This is a genomic window from Acetobacter musti, assembly GCF_011516835.1.
In the GTDB taxonomy this organism is placed as follows: Bacteria; Pseudomonadota; Alphaproteobacteria; order Acetobacterales; family Acetobacteraceae; genus Acetobacter; species Acetobacter musti.
This window is the reverse complement of the sequence record NZ_WOTB01000003.1, coordinates 81150-103856: the sequence shown is the minus strand read 5'-3', so window position 1 is coordinate 103856 and position 22707 is coordinate 81150. Positions and strand designations below refer to the sequence as shown.

The following is a 22707-nucleotide window of genomic DNA, read 5'->3' as shown; positions in this document are numbered from 1 at the left end:
GGAATCGGCCTTCGGTCGCAAAGATGGCGATTCGTGCCCTTGCTGAGAAACTGACGTGCTCGACGTGCCATCGACCGTATGAATTCGTCGAGCTAAGTGACACAGGGCGTGGATCCAATTGTCCAGGCATGTATCCGCACACATGGGGGCTATCCCTCGTTGAGAGACTTACCCCTCATCCGACCCGTCCTTCCCAAACGGATCACGCCGGGCCCTGTCACGCAGGATCAGCGCCGTCAGCCCGATGACCGACAGAGCGCCGCCGATGGAGCCGACGAGGACAGAGAGCGGGTCGAGGGTCATGAGAACAACCGCTTGTATGCAGCTTTGGCAACGGCCTCATCTTGTGCGGTGTATGGCGACTCAAGCCGCCCCTGCTGCTGTTGCCGCGCAATCTCCGCCTGCTTCTTTGGCTTGTCGCGCTTGTCGAGTTCATCAGCGACGGCGAGCGCGATCTTGTCGGCGAGATGGTTCAGTTCGTCGTCGGTCATCGCTTCCGCAGTTTCATCACCCACTCGCGCCATCGAGGGTCCATCATCAGAAGGCCCAGTCCTGGCGCGAGAGGTTCCTCACCAAATTTCTTTCTCAGGGGCGAGCGTTGGTCGGCGTAACGTTCTTTCCGCACCAATTCGGCGATCCGATGAACGTGGGCGCGTGAAACGCCGGTCCTCGCGGCGATGCCACGAAGACTTCGCGGGCTGCTCCCTGTCCATCGGGTAGCTTTGGGTGATCCTGATTTCACCCATTCGCGACATAAATCCAAAGCCAATCTAAGTTTTTCAGGAGAAGGCTTTGGTGGACCACCCTTGCCGGACAGGCGTGGGTCAATGAATGCCTCCGGCGAGACCAGACGTTCAGTCTTCGTGGGAGAGCCAGAGAATGTGACAGATCGCGACATTTCCGACACCTAGTACGAACAGAAGGGGCGTACAAGCAGGATCACCACACGTTCGCATCCTCATTCCGCTGACGGAAATAACGCTCGATCTCGCGGCGCAGCTTCGGCTTGTTGCCGGCCAGTTCCCACGCGCTCCACGTGTTCCGGATCAGATCCTCGTCCGGCTGGAAATCATTCCGCGTCAGAATATCCCACCGACTTTCATAAGCGCGGTCCAGCTTGGAACCGTGAAATTTATGCTCGATCGATCCATGCAGCGCACCGATATTGCCGTTCACCGATGCCATCGCCCGCTTCTGCCAGCGGAGGCAGTGCTTTTTGTAATCGTGGCTGATATTGCCGGGGTAGCTTTCCGAGACGCGACCGATCAGAGCCAGCGCCATGTGATGGTCAGCAGATCCAAGCGCCGCGGTGTCGAGTAGTCCGCCCGTCGCGGTCAAGGCCCGGCGCGTTGCCGCCCATGCGTAGCCCGGATGCGCGAAGCGGTATGGCGACCGGTGCGCGTTCGGTCCCTGCTTAATCGTCTCGCCGTCCATCCACATTCTGCAGAAGGATCGGTGAAGCTGCATATGTTCGCCGTTCGGCCCGAGATCGTAGCAGTCGGACCAGGGCTGAATCACATCGAAGAGCTGGAGCGCCTCAACTGTCTCACGCGCCCAGTGCGGCTGGCGGAAGAAGATGTCGCTGTCGATCCAGGCAACGTACTGCCAGTCCTGTGGCAGCCCGGCGATGGCGATGTTCAGGCACCGCTCCTTCTCCCAGACCAGCGTGTTTGCCCGGACGCCGATATGGTTGACGCCGGGAACATGGCAGGTGAACGGTCTGCCCCCGTACTGGCATTCGACCACTGTGAGTTTCGCGCCGGACTGGAGAATATGTTCGGCCCACTCGTGATAAATCCGGTCGGGCACCTGCCACCGCAGCGGGTTAGAGCGGGCGGTGACGACGTGAAGTTGTTCGGGGCGCATTATCGGTCAGCAGCCTTACAGAGACAGAACGTGAAGAGGTTCCCCGCGACGAAAACCGCCGCGAGGGTGAGGGCCACGGGCATCACAGGCCCTGTGCGATAATTGCCTGAGCCTGCGCCTGGCTCATTGAGGGAGTGCCGCGCAGAGAGACAGCGCCGATCACCGCCTCGATCGCCGGCAGGAGGGCGCCAACTGCAGCGACGACATTGTTTACTGTTGCTGGCAGCAGTGGCGAGAAGCCATTCAGGATAACCAGACCGGCGGATACGGCACTTTCGAGGGTGTTGAGCCAGTTTTTGGCAACCGTCACTGAGACCGTCTCGGCGGTTGTCGCTGCGACTTCGCCTGTGACGACTGCGACTTTCTGCAAAGCGGCGGTGAGCTTGGTCTCATTGGCGGTCCCGATGACCGAAACGACGGTCGCAGACGTGGCAAGCTGCGACAGACCGCTCTCGATGCTGGTCACGATGGACAGGATCTTTGCAGTCTGGACCGTGTAGGTGGTGTTACCGTTGGTATCGGTTGTTTTGGCGCACGCGGCGAGTCCGACAGCAGCAGCGCCGATGCCAGCGTTGCGGAGAAAGTTGCGACGGGAGAGTGATGTCATGGTGTGCTCCGGGCATAAAAAAAGCCGCCCCGGCGTGGAGCGGCTGATGAGGGTGTTTGTCCCGGCCCGTATCTATCGGGCATGAGGAAGCGATTTTCGCGGAAAAAACAATGAATATTGACGCAGATCAATTTGCATTACTTTCGGCATCAATATTACCGGTTTGCAATGAAGCATGCCGGAAGACGGCACAGCGTCAGTGGGCCGCTGAAGAGTAATAGGACCCACCAGAATGATAGTTCGTCAGTTAATCGGCATTGCAGACCAGTTTTTTCTTGCTGGTGATCGAGAAAATGCAGCTGATATAATAAATATTCTATACCGTGTACTTGATGAATCAGAGGAAAAGCGAAAAACCCCGGCAATCATTTGCGGGGCTTCGTCTGGTCCGGATGCAGGTCCAGTGCTGCGGCGGCCTGATCGCGAGGCATGTCTTTCGGAATAAGGAGTGGCTTATATCCCGGCCCGTATGCTGCAGCATTGAAGCCACGGGACAGGGCGAGCAGCCGGACGATCTGATATAGCACGGCCATTTTCGTGCCGGCGTCAGGGGGTCTCCAGCGGACGAGAATCAGATTGCTGGTCGCGCACAGAAAAGCCCATGTCGCCATGAGCCACGTCGCCCAGACACCCGGCAACTGGCCGATCAGTTGCGCGAGCGCATAGGCGATGGGGTTACTTATCGGGTCCATGAGATTCCTTTTTATTTAGAGATAAATGCTCAAAATTGAGGTTTTATTTTTCTGGGATGCGGGACGCGCTAACGGGTTCGTCACGATGACGTGCTTATAGTCGTCCCCGCGGGAGCAATTCCGCGGTTTCTTTCGGCAGCACTCATCAGCCCCACCCGGGTGATCGCCGGGTGGGGTTTGATTGTGTGGTCAGATCAAAGGAAAAGCCGCCCACTGGGGCGGCTTGTGTTGCCGGGTTAAGCGAAGTAACGTTTCGCTAAACTTCAAAGGCGGAAATACGTGGCACGTATAGATGTTCTTCTTCCGACGTATAATTCTGCAAAATATCTTAAAAGTGCCGTTGAGAGTATACAGAGGCAAACTGTTTCCGACATTCGTATCGTCATTATTGATGACGGGTCGACCGATACTACAAGGCCGCTTGTAGAAGATATGCGGGCTTCGGATACGCGCATTGTCTATCACAGACAGGAAAATGCCGGAATTGTTGCGGCGCTGAATGCCGGTCTGAAATTTTGCGATGCCCCTTACATCGCGCGGCACGATGGAGACGATATATCCTATCCGGCTCGTTTTGAAAAAGAATTGGCTTACCTGGAGGCAAATCCGGATTGCGTGGCCGTGAGCTCTGTCGGTCGACATATAGATGAAAATGGCATTCCTCGCGGCACGATTTCATCACGTAAAGACCTCGATGCCGCTGACTGCTGGTCAATACCAGCCAACGAACCTTATTTATTGCAGCCCATGCTCATGGTTCGTCGCAGTGCACTTGATATTGTGGGAGGCTATCGAAATCTGGCGGTCGCAGAAGATTCCGATTTGCTATGGCGTCTTAATGATGTCGGAAGCATGTATATTTTCCCGGAGCCTTTGGGTGATTACCGCGTCCATTCAGGAAGCATATCCAGCCAGTCCATCGTCAAAGGGCGGCAGCTTGCCGTCTGGTCTCAGTTAGCTGCCATATCCGAGCAACGTCGGTCCAAAAAGGCAGAGGACATCATTTTTTCCTCAGAATTAATGACCCGGATCAACGCAGCCGTTTCACTTGGTGAGATGGTCGAGGCAGCAAGAAAAGTCCTTACAGACACAGAACTCACCTGGCTCAGATCGGCCGTATCAGCAAAGCTCGTTGAACTCTGCTACTACCGCCCTTACGAGCCCGACATAACAGATATCCAGTTTATCCGTTATGCGGTTCGTTCTGACAGCGGCCTCCTCAGGAGGCATGGATACACAAAATTCAGGGAAGGTATCCTGTCTGCTGGCATCAGAATTATGCTTGATAGCCGATGGAAAGACGCTCTCTCGCTTGTGCCAATTTCACGCTGGCCTGTTCTTTTCGCCAGAATCGCATTCCGGATGATGCTGCCTGCCTCCGTAAAGGACAGAATAAAGGATATCCGTCGCAGCAGGCGACTGACGACAGAACCGAGAGGAAATCATAGCCCGACCAGCGCACCTAAAAACGAAAACCCAACAGTCGCCTACATGATCCTCGCTCATTCTCAGAACGAGCAGCTCGATCTTCTCGTCAATGCTTTACTCTCGGATCCGCGTTCCCGCGTATACATTCACCTTGATGCGAAAACAAAAGTGGACCGGGCTTTCCGGTTTGATGATATTTCGCGTGTTCGGATCACTGAAAACAGAGTCCACGTAAACTGGGGTGGTTTTTCGGTTGTTCGTGCGATGAAAAACGTGATCAAAGCGGCGCTTGAAGATAAGAGCAATGAGCGTTTTGTCCTTATTAGCGGTGCATGCTTCCCGACCAGATCTCCATCCGCGGTCAACGATGCATTGCTGGCAGGGAATGGAAATCTGTTTTCGATCTGGGGCCAGATTGATCCGAAAAATCTCTCATCTGAAGGTTTCGGTCGTTACAGTGTGTCGAAATTCCAGCCGTGTGACATCGAGTTTCTAAATCCGAAAAAGAGCATTTTTCACGCTCGCTTATGGAATCTCTACAAAAAAATTGCTCCAGAAATCCCTCTGGAGCGTCGTGTTTCCTTGGATGACCTATGGAAGGGGTCGCAATTTTTCGCGGCGTCCAGGTCTGTTGCGGAGTGGTTTATCGAACCTCACCGGGAACTTGATAGGACGTTACTCTGGGGACTGGCGCCTGACGAAATCTATTTCAATACGCTGTTTGTTCGCTATTTGCGCCAGTGTGGCGAGACGTTCACTGTGACTACCCCGGACGCCGCCGAACAGGGAACTCACTATATTACAAAGCGTGTTCCCGAGCACCGCACACTGAAGCAAAAGCTTCTTGAACCCATTGATCTAAGGAAACTGCACAGAGCCGATCTTCCGAAGATTCTGGACAACTCCTGCTTCTTTGCCCGGAAATGTAATCCAGAGCTGGCTAAGGAAATTCAAGCAGCGTGGGGACAGGAATAAACTCCTCCAAAGAGATATGAAAATGCCATGAATGGTCTCTCCACCAATCTGGCACCGCCAGATCCCGTCGAGCGTAGAGAATGGGTCGCCGGGCGCGACATGTATTTACGGCAGAGAAAATAATCCCCCCTTATGACGCAGCCGCAATAGCGACGTTAGGCGAGCCGACCGTCCAGACGTTGTTCGTCTTGTCCGTAAACGTCGAAGCTCCGACGGTCGCGGTGGACATATCCACGTCAATGAGTTTGGTCGATCCGTCGTAAACCGTCGCTTTGTAAAGGTTCATCGAGCCCGTACCAAAGTTGTAGGCAAGCACGCCCTGTCCTTTGGGTGTCGGGTTAATGCCCGTGTTGCTGTTGCCCGGCGTTCCTGTCTCGACAAGAGTCCAGGTCGAGCCGCCGTCCGTGCTGTTGTAATGATTGATCGTACTGGCTGCGATCGCATTGCCGAAACCATCGGTCCCTGCTGTCGTGTTTGTATTCACAAACAATGCGACTGCCAGTTTTCCGTTGGTGATCGGCGCCACAGTCTTTGGCCAGATATAGTTGCTCGCTCCGTTAGCGGCTGTCCAGAACATTCCGAGAGGAATGCCTGTTGTCCCGCCTGCACCGAGCCACAGCGAACACAGAGTGTCAGCCGCCGGCGAGTTCTCATGATTCGCGTCAGACGCCCAACCGATACCGGCAATGAACACATTGGCCGTAACCTGCGACGGTGCTGAAATACCGATCACAGCGGACGCACCAACAATCCCCGTAGTGCTCGGGAAGTTATTTGACGCCGCGGTTCCACACAGAGTCGCGCCGGAGGTCCCGGTGACGGCAAGCACCGTGTTAGCGACTGCGTCCGTGACCGTCAGAGATGCCGATGCCGGGTTCGACAGCGATCCGTTATTCGTTCCGCTGATCGACACTGTCTGCGCCGTCGTTGGCGCAGTGTAAGTGCTGGTCACGGCTGCTGTGCTACCGGCCGCGAATGTCACCGTTGCCGGACTAAACGATCCTCCTGCGCCGCCATCGGACAAAGTCACGACGATTGCAGCCGTATTCGCTGCACCGGACCCCGGCGTTGCAGTTACTGTCGACCTGCCGCCTGCGGAGACCGAAGCGGGAGAAAGGCCGAGCGTGTAATTCGAGAACGGAACCGCTTCCGCCGAAACCGTGAGCGCAAGCGCTGAAGGATCTGTCAGGCTGCGGCTGTTTGTAAACGACATCGTGCCTGTGCCGGTCGCCGTTGGTGTAACCGTGAAGGTCGCAGTCTGCCCCGTCCCTCCGCTGAAGGAGACCGTCGTCGGCGAGATCGTCCCGGTAATGCCCGTAAGGGCCGGGGTGATAATGGTATCGCTGACCAGTGTCCCTGAACCCTGGGTCACAGTGAACGTCGCGGCGGTTCCGACAGTCAGAGCGGAAGGTCCGGTGACAGAATATGTCGTGGTCGCTGCGGCCGCTGTCACGCTGATTGCTGCAGGATCTGTGAGCGCTCCTCCGCTCGATGCAGAGATGGAGCCGGTCCCAGATGCACTCGGCGTAAAGTTGACCGTTACCGCTGCCGACGATCCGGCCGGCAGCGTGACAGTCGCTTCGTCAAATGACCCGGCCAGCGTGCTCGCCAGCGTCACCGTGACGGCAGTTGAAACGACACCATTAGGCGTAATGACATACGGACTCGACTGCCCCTGCAACAGGGAGGTCGAACCTGTCAGCGTGTAGGATGTCGCGCCGGCAGTCGTGCCGGTGACATTTACCGTCGGAGCTGTCGCCGTCGAAATTCCGCCCGCATTATATGGCACAATGGAGTAGGTGGCCGTGCCGTAAGTTTCTGAGAATGTCAGCGTTGATGCAGAAACCTGCCGGATCGGAACACCGCCGCGCAGGACGATATAGCCGCCAATCTCGGTGTCTCCGACCGCAGTCGGAGCTGCCCACTTGATAGTGTTCACGCCATTTGCAGACGTCCCGGTAAGGCTGGTGACAGCGCCTGGAGCGGTGAAAGTAGTACCAGTTAGAACAACGTCGCCTGCGCTCCATGTGAACGACCCGAAACTGTTCGCCGGAAGGGACACGGGATATCCGGTCGCCGTCTCACCGTCGATCACCGTCACCGTCATGGCCGTAGTGGTCGGATTCCAGAGGAAAACGCCACGCGTGGCCCCGTCAGCATAAAGGCCCGCCTCGACCACGAGATCAGCGGCACCGCTGCCAGTGGTGAACGCCGGGCTGCACTGCAGCCTTGTCCCGCCCGGACCGAACGTCCGGTTGATGTGATTCAGAATATAGTAATCAGGCGCATAGGTCACGTTACCTGTCGTAGCGTCGACGTGCGTACACGCGCCCCACCAGCCAGCCCATGTCGGGTCATTGGTGATCTGACCGTTGGCCGGGCCATTGTCTGCGGTATCGAGGATCAGATTCCACATCATGAGGCCGTTCAGGCCCCGGTTCATCATATCCTTGAAATACTGCCCCGCGAGGCTCCTCACCTGGCTGTCCAGCGTCACAGAGCCGGACGGCTCAGCCATCATCCATTCAGTGCCAAGGACAACGCCGGGTGGCGTCGTAAGCGCGGCCAGAGTCGCATCCATCTGCGCCGGATAGCCTGAGTAATTGTGGACGCCGTATCCATCCCAGCCCGCGGCGAGGCAGTCGCCGATATAGTCGGAAAAGACGCTGTTAACGGAGAGGTGAATCGCGACGAAATACGACGTATCAGCTGCGATCAATTTAGGCGTCACACCAGTCTGGAAAGTCTGAGTAGCCCAGTTTGCTTTCAGGATTTTTCCGATTGCAATCTGATCTGCACTCGACATCCAGCAGCACGGATACGAGGCGCTGTCGACCTGCGGTTCGTTCTGGATCGTCAGATAGTTTACCGGGATGCCGAGGCTGTCAGCCCAGGTGACAAAAGCACTGATATAACCGGCGTATGTTGTCTGATTGGCTGTTGAAGACGAGAAATAACCGCCAACGAGCGACCCGGTCGTTTTCAGTGCAGCCGGTGGTGTCCACGGAGACCAGAGAAACTGAACCGTGGGGTCAATTGCCAGAATGTCCAGAAGGGTCGGGACAATGTATTCCATGAAATTCGTGGGATCGAACGTCCCGGAATCCCATGGCGTCCAGTAGGCCTGATAGTCAAAGTCGTTCCCGGTGTAGGCGACGCGAAACAGCTTCCAGCCTTTATTGACAATCAGGTCAGTCAGGTACGCCTTCCGCTGCGCTGCACTCATCCTGACCTGAAGATTGTAGCACGAGCCGCCGGTCAGCGACGCGCCGACTGCAATCCATTTCTGCAGCTTTTTCGTCGGATCGACGAGGACGCTATGGCCGGGGCGGCGCACAACGACACCGGACGACTCAACAGTTGCAGCCTGCATCGGAGTCGTGAAGGCGGCATCGGACATGACACCGGTCGGCTGGAAGAAATCGCCGGGCTTGAGGCTAGTCGCGGAGCCTCCAGCAGTCGGAGTACCGTTATCGAATGGAGTGAGACCGGTTACTTTTGTCATGGTCAGAATCCAGCCTTCCCAAAGATCGTTACGCCGCCATCATCGGTGTAAAATGTGAGGATTGTTGCCTGATAGGCCGTCGTGCTGATGACAGGCGTGGTGCTGGCCCAGATCACGTTGGGCGGGAGAGTCACCGGATAACCCGTCGCGCCCTGCCGGATGACTACTGTCACCCGCTGTTCCTGACCAACTGTTCCGCCGCTCAGTGTGAGCGCCATCGCCTCAGACGGGGTGATGTCGTAAGCGACACTCCCGGACGCCGGGAACGCAATCGCGTAAGAAGCACCGGGACTGGCAGTTGTGGTCACCGGAACCGTGGCGGTCCCACCAGATCCTCCGGATCCGGAAGCTGCTGCAGCGGACAGAGCCGCACCGAGAGTTGTGGAGCCGCCGGCATATGTGACGGTTGCGCCGGAGAGATTCGACGTCAGTTGCCAGTAACGAGCATCAGCTTCCGCCTGCGTAATGCCGGTAACCGTTCCGCCACTGCTACCGGCCGCGACCTCAGCAGCCAGAGCTGCCAGTGTTGTCGTCACCCCGCCTGACGTGACCGTGTTGGTCGATACGTCACCCCCGGCCTTCACGTAGCGGGCATCACCGGTCGTGGTGGTCAGTGCTGCCATAGCCGCTGTCTGAGCCGCATTGGCAGCGGCCTGAGCGGTTGCGACCTGCTGAAGAATGGCTGTCAGCTCCGCGCCGAGCAGGACCTGAGTTCCACCCGTTGGGGTCACCAGGGCCGCTGCCAGATCCGATGTCAGATGCCATGCCTTGGGGTCCGTCGCGTTCGCGAAGGCAACAGACGGATCAAACTGGTAGGGAGTCGATACGCCTGCCACCTTTCGCGACATCGGCACCGCATCGCCAGCCTGGAACGCTCCGGCCGACGGAAGTCCGGATACCTCATACGAGCTGGTGCTCTGAGCAAGAGCCGTTCCTGAGATCAGGGCAGCCGAAGCCAGCATGATGGCTGCAATGCGCCTCATGGGTTGTTTCCTCAATTGTCAGATCTTTCAGGGAGAGAGCGTGTTGCCGCCAATGGTGATCGGAACGCCACCGATCGTGAGGACGCCGTCTGAGAGATCAGGAGGCGCCGTCGGCTCAGTGTCGCTGTTAACCGGCACAATGACGCGCACGGTCTTACGTCGCCCCTGAGCGGTTCCGATGGTGACGTTGAGCTTTACCTCGCTTCCGGGTGGACCTGACGCCAGCACAATCACTGCCTTCGTGCTGTTGAAGACGCCCTGAATGACGGCTGTAAGATCAAAATCGCCGCCCAGAGGATTCATGACCTTAGGGGTGATCCCGGTAATCGTATCTGACGTTCCTTGCAGCCATTCGGTAAAATCGAATGTGTAATCAAGAACGTCCTCTGACGATTTCTCATCGAACCTGTGATGGCGCGGCCTGTGTTTCTCCTCGTGTTTTGGTGGCGCTACTCCATAAAGATACTCTTCAGGAGGCTCCTCCCTGCGAGCGGCAGGCGGAACCCGGAATACCCTGTTTGGAGATGGATTGAAGCCGGCCGGAAGGTTGAGAATGGTCATGCGTCTATGGCCTTCTGGAAAGCAGCGATGTGCATGTAATCCACAGCGCCGGCACCGGCTTGTGTATTGTATCCGGCCTTCCAGGCAGCGCATTGAGCTCCGGCAAGACCACGGGCGGGGAGAGCAACGGGCGTGCGGTAAAACCGGACTGCCGCCATCGCGACCGAATATGAAAGGCTCTCGATCAGAGAGGAGGAAGCAGGAACCGAGTTCTGAGCAAAGCGAAGAGGAATGAATGTGCGGACAGACGAGGCCAGGTCGGGTCTGTAATAAAGGAAATTTACCCAGGTATCATCGTGAGTTGCCGACTCCATCTGGCAGACGCCAAGAGCCGGTCCGTTCCCGATCTGCTGAAGATGGCTCAGGCCACTTTCGACCAGAGCAATACCAGTGTGCAGCTCCGTACGCGCTTCGATATCACCGGGAAGACCGAGCGCGACAACGACTGGCCTCACAATAAGATTTTTGAATTGCGACAGATCAAGACCGCTCATGGGTGTGGCGCTCCGTGAAACCACCATTGCAGGCCGCCGTAAATCATCAGGCCGCCGCCGCCCGTGAGCAGGCTCCATAGCCGGACAGCGCTTTTGATGTTCTGATCGCGACGGATTTCCCGCTCTTCCCGCTGTCTGTCTTTTTCAATGAGCATGTCGAGCTTTTTCGTTTGCTCAACGGCCGTATGTGAAACGGAGGTTTCCAGACGCGTGAGGTCGCGGGACAGGCCATCGACCTTGGTTTCCATCTTGTCGAATTCGCGTACGGTAACGAACGGGCCGGCGAGATCCGGAACGGGAATGGCTGCGGGCATGTCTGGTCCAGGCAATAAAAAAACCCGGCGCGGTGGCCGGGTCGGATCGGGTCGGATTGTGCGGCAGCAGTTACGATGACGGGGCTTCGTAAACCGAGCCGATAGGGTATTGCCGTGATGGATCGGAAACGCACGCCTGCCCGGAAGGAATCGTCATCGTCCCGGAGCCGGTCCACATAACATTGTTTACGACATATCCGACGGGATGACCGTCAGCAGCCTCCGTCAGATACACAGCATAGACCACATCAGAACTCATAGATCACCTCGCCTGCGCCGCCGGCACCGCCGCCGCTCACGCCCGTGCCGCCAGAACCGCCTCCGCCTGTGGTGCCGGCCTGTCCGACCTGACTCGTCCCCGTCACCTGAACAGCCGATTTGCCATAGCAAGGACCACCAATTCCGCCCCATGCCTGAGAGCTTCCGGCGTAAACGCCGGCGCCACCACCTGCGCCACGTTCAGTGCAGTAGCCAGTCGCAGTAGTTATGGTCGCCGCTCCGCCACTTCCACCGGCACCCACCGATCCTTCAGTCGCATTGATGCCGCCCGTCCCGCCCGTAGCGCGAACGACCTCCTTGCCGCTGACGTAGAGAATTGTGTCTCCGCCGGCACCCCCTGACGAACCGTTATTGATTCCGCCCGCGCCGCCCGCGCCAGTAACCCACGATACGTTATTGCCCGGCTGGACAGAGATTATGGCTTTTAGCCATCCACCACCACCGCCGCCGCCACCTGCTGAAACGGCAGACGACGTATTCCCGCCGCCAGCGCCGCCGCCGCCGCCACCCGCCGCGAGCATGAACGTAATTCGATAAATCCCTTCGGGAACCGTGAAATTTCCGGCCTGTCCGGACTGGACCAGCGTACCAGGGGCCTTTGTGCTTGCCAGGCACAAAGCCTGAACCGCTTGCAAAACCTGCGTCTTATCGGAGCCTGACGGCGCCAGACCGGCCGCGACAACGAGATTATAAAGTTCCCCCATCACCATATTGTAGTGATACGAGGGCCAGCCAGTAGCCGGCACTCCCGTTGCCGGATTTCCGTCGGTTGCCCACTGAGGCGTTCCTGATGTCGGAACCGTGTCAGCGCTGGCCAGCGGCACCGAGTTTGATGCGATCAGAAGATCCATGTCTCAGCTTTCGTAGTTAAAAATCAGAACGGTATGAGCTGGCTTCAGGCGCTCAAATTCACACTGGAGGACAGTATCGCCCCAGGATGCGAAGGCTTTTCCGAACTGATCGCCGAACGTCAGATGGGAGATCGTGAATTCGGGCATGTTGACCTGCCAGGCATAGGACCAGGCATCGCCGCCGAACGTGGTCCCGAAAGTGCGACCGAACCGCGACCGCGTGAACTGGGTGATGGTGATCGTGTAGCCAAGGGCTGCGGCCAGACTGATGAAGTATGGCTCCGAACAGCCTCCTGTATCAGTCAGGCGGGATACGATCTGCGACCTTTGCTGAGCCAGTGTCGGATTATCGCCCGCGCATGGGTCAGGAAGACCGAGCGTCTCCTGCCATTCCGTCAGCAGTTCTGTGGTCGTGGCAGGGAACGCATCGACGATGAGATTCGCTGCCCTGGCGCTCTGGCGCACATAAGTTGGCGCCCAGACTTCCATCAGCTGCGCGGGAAGACCGTCCGGCTCACGCGACCAGATCCGGCCCCGCGGGAGCAGGGAGAGAAGCGCCTTCTTAAAATCCGCGACGGAGAACGACGGCAATGTCACGCCGAGAACTCCACAGTGCCGAGAACAGGCATTGAACCGACGTTTGCTGCGGTCACCGGCGCTGCCGGCGTGGTCACGTTGAACTGCGACAGACCGATCGCTGCGATCGCCTCGTTCCAGTAATTCGGATGGATCGTCCCGCCCGGGGCTGACAGTCGCCGGAACATATCGGTCAGCGCGGCTTCGATCTCAGCCCGGTTATCGGATGTGTTGTCGTCGCCGAGATCCGCGATCACGAAACTGACCGGCTGCGCGACAGGCGAGCAAACGATAACCAGCGATTCAACCGGCTGATTTTCATAAAGCGCATTCGCTACAAGCAGCTGGTCGCCTGTAGCGGCAGCATACCGGTCATCGCCGGCTCTTGCTCCGTCTGTGCCCTGAGGGAAGCCTCCCTCAGCGGAGCGCGCTGTGTCGAACATGACGTGGACAACCACCGACCCGGCGCCAAAGCCGAGGGGATTGGCCCATGCGCGGGTCACGCCGGGGACGGCTTCAGCCCATTCGACGAAATCAGCCTCTGATCCGCTTTCACCACCCTTGGCGTAAGCGGCCATGATCCGGGTTCGGAGATCACTGTCGATCTCCTCATCTGCCCCGCCGGTGAAGGCCACCGAGACGGTGCCGGTTGTCTGCACACCCGCTACCGGGCTGGACAAGGTCGCAACCGCACCCAGGGCGATATTCCCGGCTGCGCCGGCACTGGCCGCCGCGCAGGCAAGGATTGCCGTCGTGCCTGACACCACGCTGTCCGCTGTGGTGATGACATCCACACCGTCCACCACAAGAGCAGTCCCGGACGGAATATCCGCGCCCGTCGTCACGACGAAGCTGATCTGTCCGGACGCGACGGTCGCGGGCTTGCGGTAAATTCCTTTCAGCGCGCCCCAGGCTTCCAGATATTCATCCGTCGCGGTCCAGGGAACAGACTGCTGTGCGATCCAGTCGAGATAGCCGTAGTGGAGGTGTGCCAGTCCGGCCAGCACCACCGACAGAACGTAAAGCACTGAGAAGCGCAGAAGCTGGACCACACCCGGAATACCACCGCTCTGGACGTCCTGCAGGGCCTGCTGACGCAGATCGGTGAGCGTCGGACGTGAATACGGCACTACAAGCCCTCCCAGGCCCACGAAAAAAGAAATGTCTGAGGCTGCGATGCACCGGGCTCAGTCACGGTAACCGCGAACTCGACAGCGGCAGGACTTATGACGCTCCAGGCGGTCGTGACATCGACCGCCTGGGCGATGCCGTCATCGATGAGCCATTTAAGCGCCTCCAGAACGACCTGTTTCAGTTCCAGAAGAATCGCCGTCTCTCCCGACTTGATGGCCCTCCGCAGCTGCCACAGACGCGACCCGATCGGCAGATCCGCCCAGGCGTCTCCCCACCATCCTCTCCGATCGCTCATGGCGCTTGTCGCGGCATTGCCCGGGGGCTGAATGCCGACGGCAAGATCGGTCGCCGACGGCTCCTCCGGCGCGACCCGGTCGCTGAACAGGCTGACCATGATGGCTGAGCGCAAGGGGTTATCGAGTGCCAGATCGCCGTTGATGATCGTCCAGTCACCGCGCGCCTGCGCGACGTTCCACGTGATTGCAATATCCATGATGCCTCAGGATTTCGGCGGTCCCGAGGTTCCGGATCCGCTCTCAACACCTGTATGCTCGTGCTGTTCGAGCGAAATTCCGTTTGCAGTGACGTCACCGGACGAGCTGATCGACCCGTTGACCGTGATGTCGGCGTTAATCGTCAGCTTGTTTTCCGCAGGACTCAGGACAATCGATCCGTCTGCCTTCAGCCAGACCCGGCTTCCGGTCCGCGGATGAAAAACCGCGACGTCACCGGGCTCCAGATCGGAAGGCCGCCCGCGCTGATCGCCACAGGCTATGGCGACGCCCCTGGACCGGTCACCGGCGAGAAACGTGACAGCGATATCGCTCCCCGGAACCGGCCGGCTGGCGAAGCCGTAGAGCTGCAGCAGCGGCACGTCCGAGCGCATTTCACCGCCGGGTAGAACCACCTGCAGCGTGGGCGTGGACTGTGTTTCGTCCGTGTCGGACGTCTGCCGCCCCAGTCCGAGCGCCATGGAGACACGGCGGGCAAGACGGGACAGGGGAGTGACCATATGACCTCAGCTGTTGATCGCCTGAACAGCCTCGCTGGACTGTGCCGGCAGCAGAATGGGCTCCGGCTGATATGCATCCGGCGGCATCAGCACGATATCCGCCCGCGTTCCATCGGAGCCTTTGTGGAAGGTGATCTCACCGATGACCTGATCCACCGAGGCGCCATTTTTCCCTGTGACGGATGCGATCGTATTCGGTGCCCAGAGAACGGAGTCGTCATCAAACCAGCTGTCACAGGTGAGCGTTACCGGACGGCTCCGGCCCCAGCGCCTGTTGACTTCCCACTGCACCCGTTGCTGAGCGACCTGATAATTCGCGTCGCCCAGCTCAATCGGAATCAGCAGATTGCGTGTGCGCGTAATGCCCGGATCCGTAGCTGTCGCCTTGCCTGAGATCGCGTCCATCTGGCTGACGTAATTTGAATCTCCCGGCTCAGCGAACAGCATCGCCGTATTCTGGATGATGGCGGTAATCTTGGAATATCGGCCAGCCATCGAACGTACGGATGTCATTCTTTCGATGTTATGACCAAACAGAAATCCGCCGTTGGCGCGCTTCGATCCGACGACAGACATGGTGACGTTTCCGTCGGGCCGGTCGTAGAACAGAACGCCGGCCAGCCGGGCCAGCCGCTCGATGACCTCGTAGGCGGTTTCTGTCAGGATCACGGAGAACTGCTGAATATCCGTGTTCCCGGCACCGTCGACCGGAATGATCTGAATACCGGCGAACTGTGCGACGCGCTGAGCGATTGCCAGCGCGTTCGTACTGTTCATCTGATAGGTCGAGAATTCCGCTGCACAGTCCACAAGGTCCATGCTTTTGCTTGCGATCTGTATCCGCACGTCATGGCTGTTTGCGCTGAACGTCTCAACGGCCATCACGACGTATCCGGTAATGAGCAGCTGTGTTCCGACATAAACCTGGGCGCTGTCTCCTTCATTAATCGTCAGAGTTGTCCCGTCTTCTGGCTGCCACAGCGTGACGCTGAGATCAGCTGTCCACGGCATGATTTCGACGCCAACGCGGATGGTCGCCCCGGTCCAGCCCGTCACAAGCTGGCTGCCAATTACTGCAAAGACCTGTGGCTCCGTTGGATTGGCGTAACCGAGAAGCGCACTGATCTGCGCCAGTATTCCGCTCATGCGGAGAGCGCCTCGAATTCGTTTGGCATAAATGCCGGGTGAACAGGATCGGCCCGGGTGATCAGGTCATCGGCCCGGGTCGCGTCAGCGTAGAGCTGCTGGGCAAGAGTCAGCGCCGGCAGATTGCTGTTGCGGGTGATCGTGATGATGTCCGGAAGCTTTGTCGCCCGGCTCGACAGGTCCTGAGCAATTTCGCCTTTCAGCTCATGCAGCGCCTGGTAGCTGTCATCATCGATCGCGTCTCCGGCGATCTCCTCTTCCGCCTCGATAAGAGCCACGATTCTTGCTGCCATCGCTTCGGCATCCGCAGATGACGTCGCGGTCCAGTCTGACGAAGCCTGAGCGATCGAGGCGATTGCCGCGCGACGACACAGAGCTGCCGTCTCGGTCTGGGCTGTCGCGATTGCAGCACCGATCGGTGCGGTTGAGGTCACAACGGACGGTGAACAGGAGGCGAGGGGCCACAGCAGCGCGATCTGATCGTCCGGATCGGCAATCAGAGATCTGAGTGTTTCGGTCAGCGACTGCACGGCACCGGCAAGTGCGGACGCCGTATCGATGGTGGCGAGCGACGTTACCGCATCGGCAATCGTCGCGCGGCTTTCCGTCAGAGCAGCCAGAACGACGTCGATTGTCGCCGAGCTGTCTGTTTCAGCACCGGAGATCTGCGCATAACGACCATAATTTCCATTCAGCACGGAAACGGCCGATGCCTGTGCCCGGGGCGATGTGATCGCCGCGGTTGCAGCGGTCGCCCATGTCTGAGTAACGGTCTGCGCTGCAGCAATAGCCGACGATCCGCCGGAAAAAGCGCTGGCGGTCCTTGACTGATAAGATGATCCGGATGCCGCACTCAGTGCGACTGCAGCGGCTGCCACTGAAGCGTGCAGCGCGGTGACAACCAGTGTGGAAAGAAGACTGGTATATTCGATAAATTCGAATTCCAGCTCAACGATATTTCCTCGTCCGTCCGGTTCCTGCCATTCGAACCGCATACAGTTCGCCTGGATCAGTCCGATGCTCGGGTGCATCAGCAGACCCGGACCAGGCTGCTCCGCTGCCTGAGCCAGAAGGTCGCGCTGAGTATAAGCCAGAGCACCCACCGCGAAGCCGCGAATGCGATAGCTGCGGCCGGCGCGTCCGAGATCCTCGACCCAGACGCCATCCCGGCCGGGATAATCATGCACGGCCTGTTTACGTCCGTTCGAACCGCCGCTTCCCATCACGGCAAACGGAACCCCCCTGAACGAACACTGAAGATATTCAGCTGCCGTCGTCAGTAGAGTGCCGCTCATGTCTGCTCAGTTTCCGGTTGCGCTATTCTGCGGATCCATCGCCCGCACCTGCTGTGTGGTATGCACCGCAAGTTGCGGTGACGCGCTTCTGACGCTTACCCGTGTGCCAGGCGGCGCGTTTTTATGGTCGATTTCGACCTTCAGACGCAGATTGTTGATGGTATCCTCAAGTGAATCACCGCTTGATGCACGGGACGGGACGCTGAGATCCGGCCCGGATGCATTCAGGCCGGAGAGAACGGCGTCCGAGTATCGGGTGCCGGGTGTGCCGAAGCCGTCACTACGGACCTGACCACGCTCCAGCCAGTTAACTGCTGCCCCCATTCCTTCATTGTGAGCGTAGCCAAGGGCAGCCAGCCTCTGGCCGGGCGATGCTGAGCGATATCGGGCGCTGTGCACAGACATGTAGCGGGAAGCGAGATCCGAATAGGCTTCGAAATATCGCTCCTGCATGGCCGGATTTGCCAGAAACTGCTGCTGTGAGGGGGCTGTTTCACCAAGATAACGGGCCGCCTCTGAGATGGCATCCGGACTCATCTGATATCGGCCAGCATAACGACCGCCGGCACCGCCCATCTGGTTATACCGTGCGCCCTCGATGTCGGCGACAGCCCGGGAATAAATCCCATACTGACCCTGACTGGCGCCCGTATCGCGCAGCAGCATTCCCGGGCGATAGGGCACGCCGGCCTGAACGCGGGCCTGTTCCGCATAGGACCGGCCCAGGCCAATGCGTGAGAACAGATCATCGACAAACGAGGCCGTGTTTGAATGGCTGTCGATCCAGCTTCCAAGACGATCGCCCGGATCGAGAGCATTCAGAGCTGAGTGGGCAGCGTAACCAGCTGCTCCCGCGATGGCTGTACGACCTAGCATCCCGAGAATGCCGCCTGAACTGGCCGTGTTCATTGCGGTGACCGCCGCTGTTGCGGCTTCGGCGTTGGTTCGCATCCGGATCAGTGCGGCGCTGACACTGAGGACACCGCCGGCGAGAGAGGCCACGCCGGTAAGCACAGGCGCAGCATAGACTGCGCCGATAGCGATCAGGGCATCACGGCCAGCTGACTGCCATCCGCCAAGCCCGTCAACGATTCGCAGAATTTCGTCATAAACACCTCGGATGTCGGTCCTGATCGTGTCCCATCCGCCTGTTCGCAGCCAGGTTATGAACTGGCCGACGTAGCGTGAAATATCCTGAGCAATCCAGTCACGGTTCGCCGCGATCCAGTCGCGCATCTGGTCGATGACCGGCGTAATCACCGGTTCAAGAGACTGCGCAACGGAATAACCGAAGCCCTCGACGGCTTCAGTCAGGCCTGTCTGTGCCTGCTGAAGCCTTGCGGCTGCATCAGCTCCTTTCTGATTCATCAGGCCGAGACGCTCTGCCTCGCGGATATTCGCCTGAAAGGCCTGTTCTGTCTGCTGAAAGATCGGCAACAGACCCTGAGCAGCGCCACCGAAGATCTTTGTCGCGGCGATCGTCCGCGCTGCCGGGTCCCGGATGGCTCGCAGACGCTTTGCAATGCGATCGAACAATGCATCCGGTGAGAGCTGCTGCAGCTCTCTGAGGCTCACGCCGAGCGCCTGAAACTGGACCACTGCCTCCGGCGCGAAGCCATGCATCGCTTCCCAGCGCGTGCTGGCCAGTCCCTGCAGGGCGCCTGCCATGGCATCGGCGGATCCGCCGGACAGCCGGGCGGCGTTCTGCATGGCCATCAGGCGCTGAGGCGCCATGCCCATGGACCGGGCCGTCGTGCGCAGCTGCGTGCCCATTTCTGCCCAGGCACTCGCAAGACGGTAGACGCCGGCGATACTGGCGGCGCCGGTGATCGAGCCAAGCACCGGAACGATCTGCCCCAGTGAACGGAACGTGCCAACGGCACTTCTGCTGACAGAATCGATGCCGGTCCGCAGATATCGCAGTCCGGTCACATTGGCGAAGCGTGCGAAAGCGGACTGGAGCCGGCGGACAGGAGCCTGAATGGCTGCGATCCGGGCGTTGATCCGCTCCAGCGCCGACGACGCGCGATCGACCGCGCTGATCGTAACTTTTACGCCACTGTTCGCCATTGATGTCCTGGTTTCTGCTTAACGTCGCGCTGACCGCGCACGCTCGGCCTGACGTTTCTGTTCGGCGGTGATGCGATTGGCGTCCTCGACCGCCCGGATGAGTTCTGATCCCGTCAGGCCGAGAAGCTCTGACCTGGTCCAGCCGGTGTAGAACTGGCTCAGGTCAGCGGGGAGAGATTCCCAGTTGCCTGGCCAGCGAGAAAAAAACCGGTCAGGTAGTCCGCGGCGCGGGCGAATTTGCTGATCGGCATCCTCAGGACGGCCGCCTGATGCCATTCGCTGACGTCAACCACGAGCCGGATTTCCGCCCGGAGCACCGCTTCAGGTGAACCCGCCGCTTCTCCCTGTTTGTACCGAAGCCTTTCTTCCACCCGGGGTTCACGCAGCGTCATCCGGGAGAAATCACGGCCACCGCCCTTTAGAGACGGATGAAATGTCATTTCGTATTCAGGTGACAGATCCAGAGCAATTTCATCGACCGGCCGCATCGGATCGCGCCGGCTTTCCTCTTCGAACCGGGTGACCCACGCGACCGCATGATCCAGCTGGCGGGAAGGCAGCTTCAGGATGCAGTCTGTGCTGCAGCCAGAGACTTTCGCAACGAGTTCGATCTGAGAACTGTAAACAGTTTCAAGTGTAGGACGGGCGCCAACAACCCGTGCCGCCTCAAGCGTCTGATAGACCGTCGGCTCCTTCAGTGTGATTTCTTCATATCCATTGACAGGATTTTTCAGAATTATCTTTGCCGTGTCCTTTCGGCGTTCATCACTTCCGTCATCTTCCTGGAAGCCAGTAACCCGCAAAATCTCGGCATCAGTCGGCTCGTTCATGACACGACATCCGCCACGACGCTGTCACTTTCGACCTTCAGCTCGAATGTACCTTCCTGAGTATTTACGACTATTTGCTCGACCTGCCAGGCATCATCCGCAGTAATGATCTTTCCGTTTGCCTGTTCGACAATGATGGTCAGATCGCTCGCCCCCTGGAACGACATTGGATCAATGTCGCGACGATCGCGCAGGGTCATCTGAATATAGCCCTGAACAGGCATGGTCAGAAAACCTTCGACGGCGCTCTGACCCTTTGCGGTTTCGTTCTGAGTGCCCGCTGCTCCGTACTGACATTCACCGACAACATTCCAGGCGACGCCATTGATGGTTGCCGTCGCGGTTCCGCCAAGGGGACCGCGGTAGACTGATCCGGACATCTTATCCCCTTAGGATTTTGTGAACTGAACGTCGCCGGCGATGACGCGAAGCTGATTAGCGAAATCGTAAGGCATGAGAAGTTTGACCACGCCGTTGCCACTGTTCACGGCGACAAGTCCGGACGAGAAAACATCGGCGTTCTGGCACCAGAGCTGCTGGCACTGATATCGATAGCGTGATGCGCAGGATTTACCGATGAGAGCAGCGGTTGTCGCCTTGATGCCGGCACTGATTTTCGTGCCGTCCGCAACGAGGATAAAGCCGGCGAACTGAGAGCCGAGCCACGTCCTCATATCCTGCATACAGACCTGAGCGGTCAGCATCGTCTCGATATCGAGATAGCTGTTGTCCGGCAGACCTTCGGCGTTCGTCTGATACGTCGTCACCAGACGCTCGATATTGACCGTCCCGCTGTCATCGACCGTGAAGGTCGACAGACCGTCCCAGAGGAGGCTGTTCCGCTCGGTGAGAATAAACCGGCCGGCATCGGTCGGCGGCATGACTGTCAGGGCGAGACCGGTCACAGGCAGGGCAGGATTGGTCCGCATGCTGATTGCCGTCTGCGCGCCGATCTGCGCAGCCCAGATCAGGGGTGAGGACGGACTGTCGGAGATCGGCATGATCGTGGCATGCTCATCATTGAGCGCTGCCCCGAAAGCCGTCGCCTGTCCGAACGCGCCACGATAAGCCGTGATCGCATGGCCGTAGAGCTGCACCATGGGCGCCCATCGACCAGTCGAAGTCGACAGCCATTCTTTCAGAGCCGTAAGCGAACCTGTGTCGGAATACGGATGCAGAACTAGGTCATAAATTCGCTCGCCCTGATTATCCAGAACCTCGGCGATCGTGGTCGGATTGGTCGTGCCGCCTGAAAATGCGTTCGCGATAACCGTAAGGCCTGCCGGGATCGACTGGCCTCCGGATGTTCCAAGAAGGGAAATACCGAGCAGCATATCATTCCCGGCCATCCCCTTGTTGCGGGCGGTCAGGACGACGTTACTGGCTGTCCCGGCCGTCGCCGTAACCGGCAGTCCGGAGACACTGTTGATGGCGGTTACTGCTGACGCAACGACTATGGCTGCGGTGTCGCCTGACGACACACCGACGGAGACGAGCGCATCGCCGATATAGAGCGACAGGGTGCCGGCGGCTGTAGCGGCCCCGGAGATAGTGAAGCCCCCTGTTGCCGCGACCGCAGCCGCATCATCCGCGAGAGGCAGAACCCAAAGCTCACCCGTTGTATCGATCGCGCGATAGGCCTGGACCATCAGAGCACACTGAGATCCGGCCCCGTATTTCGCGACGGCGTCCGAGTAGCCCGCCGAGATTGTTGCGACACCGGCTGTCCCGACGCCGCCCCCCGTCAGCATCTGTCCCATAATCAGGACGCGACGGGCGACCGTCGCTGTGTTGGCCTTTGAGTTATCCAGCGAGAAGTAAAAACCCGGGACCCGGTTTGTATCCGAATAGCCCGGAACGGTGATCGAACCACTCATGCCGCGCTACCTTCCTCAACCGCGTGTTCCGTTGGATGATCTGCGACAGGCTGGGCCGTCGCTGGTGCTTCGGCTTTCACGACATCCCCGAATTTCAGGCGGCGGCGCCAGAAGGTATTATCCGGGACGTTCTCGCCGTTACTGCTGAGCAGGCGCATGGAGCCAGGCCAGCGCACAGCGCGGCCATCTGCCGGTTTCACAAACATGATGGA

Annotated in this window: 24 protein-coding genes; 1 reads left to right on the top strand and 23 read right to left on the bottom strand. The window is 58.7% G+C overall.

All coding sequences use genetic code 11. The features are described 5' to 3' along the window. Window positions 1-168: 168 nt before the first annotated feature. From GOB93_RS21930 to GOB93_RS03380, 5 genes are all read right to left on the bottom strand, one after another. On the bottom strand, window positions 169-303 hold the full coding sequence (locus GOB93_RS21930; RefSeq protein WP_277877202.1) for a hypothetical protein: 135 nt from the start codon (window positions 301-303) through the stop codon (window positions 169-171). Continuing rightward, the gene (locus tag GOB93_RS03395; RefSeq protein ID WP_173582126.1) at window positions 300-491 is read right to left on the bottom strand and encodes a hypothetical protein; all 192 of its coding nucleotides are present in this window, start codon (window positions 489-491) and stop codon (window positions 300-302) included. Before GOB93_RS03395 ends, GOB93_RS21930 begins: the two co-directional genes overlap by 4 nt. A gap of 448 nt (window positions 492-939) precedes the next feature. After that, window positions 940-1866 carry a hypothetical protein gene (locus GOB93_RS03390; RefSeq protein ID WP_173582125.1) on the bottom strand — a complete coding sequence of 309 codons (927 nt, stop codon included), beginning with the start codon at window positions 1864-1866 and terminating at the stop codon, window positions 940-942. Between the two features lie 82 nt (window positions 1867-1948). Continuing rightward, complete coding sequence (locus tag GOB93_RS03385) at window positions 1949-2473, bottom strand: twin-arginine translocation signal domain-containing protein (protein ID WP_173582124.1); 525 nt, start codon at window positions 2471-2473, stop codon at window positions 1949-1951. Window positions 2474-2838: 365 nt separating this feature from the next. Next, window positions 2839-3165, bottom strand: coding sequence for a hypothetical protein (locus GOB93_RS03380; RefSeq protein ID WP_173582123.1), 327 nt, complete (start codon window positions 3163-3165; stop codon window positions 2839-2841). Window positions 3166-3444: 279 nt separating this feature from the next. Between GOB93_RS03380 and GOB93_RS22105 the strand changes: the two genes are divergently transcribed. Continuing rightward, window positions 3445-5568 carry a glycosyltransferase gene (locus tag GOB93_RS22105; RefSeq protein WP_173582122.1) on the top strand — a complete coding sequence of 708 codons (2124 nt, stop codon included), beginning with the start codon at window positions 3445-3447 and terminating at the stop codon, window positions 5566-5568. A 130-nt stretch (window positions 5569-5698) separates the two neighbouring features. On the opposite strand, the gene GOB93_RS03370 is transcribed toward GOB93_RS22105, so the two are convergent. From GOB93_RS03370 to GOB93_RS03285, 18 genes are all read right to left on the bottom strand, one after another. After that, window positions 5699-9073: a hypothetical protein gene (locus GOB93_RS03370; protein WP_173582121.1), complete on the bottom strand. Its 3375-nt coding sequence runs from the start codon at window positions 9071-9073 to the stop codon at window positions 5699-5701. A 2-nt stretch (window positions 9074-9075) separates the two neighbouring features. After that, window positions 9076-10056 carry a hypothetical protein gene (locus GOB93_RS03365; RefSeq protein ID WP_173582120.1) on the bottom strand — a complete coding sequence of 327 codons (981 nt, stop codon included), beginning with the start codon at window positions 10054-10056 and terminating at the stop codon, window positions 9076-9078. A 27-nt stretch (window positions 10057-10083) separates the two neighbouring features. After that, complete coding sequence (locus GOB93_RS03360) at window positions 10084-10617, bottom strand: phage fiber-tail adaptor protein (RefSeq protein WP_173582119.1); 534 nt, start codon at window positions 10615-10617, stop codon at window positions 10084-10086. After that, window positions 10614-11111: a hypothetical protein gene (locus tag GOB93_RS03355; protein ID WP_173582118.1), complete on the bottom strand. Its 498-nt coding sequence runs from the start codon at window positions 11109-11111 to the stop codon at window positions 10614-10616. Before GOB93_RS03355 ends, GOB93_RS03360 begins: the two co-directional genes overlap by 4 nt. Further along, window positions 11108-11425, bottom strand: coding sequence for a hypothetical protein (locus tag GOB93_RS03350; protein WP_173582117.1), 318 nt, complete (start codon window positions 11423-11425; stop codon window positions 11108-11110). The genes GOB93_RS03355 and GOB93_RS03350 overlap by 4 nt, the downstream gene beginning before the upstream one ends. A 70-nt stretch (window positions 11426-11495) precedes the next feature. Then, on the bottom strand, window positions 11496-11684 hold the full coding sequence (locus tag GOB93_RS03345) for a hypothetical protein (RefSeq protein WP_173582116.1): 189 nt from the start codon (window positions 11682-11684) through the stop codon (window positions 11496-11498). Continuing rightward, on the bottom strand, window positions 11674-12555 hold the full coding sequence (locus GOB93_RS03340) for a glycine-rich domain-containing protein (protein ID WP_173582115.1): 882 nt from the start codon (window positions 12553-12555) through the stop codon (window positions 11674-11676). Before GOB93_RS03340 ends, GOB93_RS03345 begins: the two co-directional genes overlap by 11 nt. A gap of 3 nt (window positions 12556-12558) precedes the next feature. Further along, on the bottom strand, window positions 12559-13152 hold the full coding sequence (locus GOB93_RS03335; protein WP_173582114.1) for a putative phage tail protein: 594 nt from the start codon (window positions 13150-13152) through the stop codon (window positions 12559-12561). Beyond that, entirely contained in the window at window positions 13149-14261 is a 1113-nt protein-coding gene (locus tag GOB93_RS03330; protein ID WP_173582113.1) for a baseplate J/gp47 family protein, read from the bottom strand. Before GOB93_RS03330 ends, GOB93_RS03335 begins: the two co-directional genes overlap by 4 nt. Further along, window positions 14261-14758 (bottom strand): phage GP46 family protein, encoded by a 498-nt coding sequence (locus GOB93_RS03325; protein WP_173582112.1) that lies wholly within the window; start codon window positions 14756-14758, stop codon window positions 14261-14263. Before GOB93_RS03325 ends, GOB93_RS03330 begins: the two co-directional genes overlap by 1 nt. A 6-nt stretch (window positions 14759-14764) precedes the next feature. Next, window positions 14765-15277, bottom strand: coding sequence for a phage baseplate assembly protein domain-containing protein (locus GOB93_RS03320; RefSeq protein ID WP_173582111.1), 513 nt, complete (start codon window positions 15275-15277; stop codon window positions 14765-14767). Window positions 15278-15283: 6 nt separating this feature from the next. Then, a complete protein-coding gene (locus GOB93_RS03315; RefSeq protein WP_173582110.1) occupies window positions 15284-16423 on the bottom strand; it encodes a phage baseplate assembly protein in 1140 nt (379 codons plus the stop codon). Continuing rightward, window positions 16420-17718: a DNA circularization protein gene (locus GOB93_RS03310; RefSeq protein ID WP_173582109.1), complete on the bottom strand. Its 1299-nt coding sequence runs from the start codon at window positions 17716-17718 to the stop codon at window positions 16420-16422. Before GOB93_RS03310 ends, GOB93_RS03315 begins: the two co-directional genes overlap by 4 nt. A gap of 6 nt (window positions 17719-17724) precedes the next feature. After that, entirely contained in the window at window positions 17725-19788 is a 2064-nt protein-coding gene (locus GOB93_RS03305) for a phage tail tape measure protein (RefSeq protein ID WP_173582108.1), read from the bottom strand. A 158-nt stretch (window positions 19789-19946) separates the two neighbouring features. Then, complete coding sequence (locus tag GOB93_RS03300) at window positions 19947-20618, bottom strand: phage tail assembly protein (RefSeq protein ID WP_173582107.1); 672 nt, start codon at window positions 20616-20618, stop codon at window positions 19947-19949. Next, on the bottom strand, window positions 20615-20998 hold the full coding sequence (locus GOB93_RS03295) for a phage tail tube protein (RefSeq protein ID WP_173582106.1): 384 nt from the start codon (window positions 20996-20998) through the stop codon (window positions 20615-20617). Before GOB93_RS03295 ends, GOB93_RS03300 begins: the two co-directional genes overlap by 4 nt. Before the next feature lie 9 nt (window positions 20999-21007). Next, the gene (locus GOB93_RS03290) at window positions 21008-22495 is read right to left on the bottom strand and encodes a phage tail sheath subtilisin-like domain-containing protein (protein WP_173582105.1); all 1488 of its coding nucleotides are present in this window, start codon (window positions 22493-22495) and stop codon (window positions 21008-21010) included. Then, complete coding sequence (locus GOB93_RS03285; protein ID WP_173582104.1) at window positions 22492-22701, bottom strand: DUF2635 domain-containing protein; 210 nt, start codon at window positions 22699-22701, stop codon at window positions 22492-22494. The genes GOB93_RS03290 and GOB93_RS03285 overlap by 4 nt, the downstream gene beginning before the upstream one ends. Window positions 22702-22707: the final 6 nt, after the last annotated feature.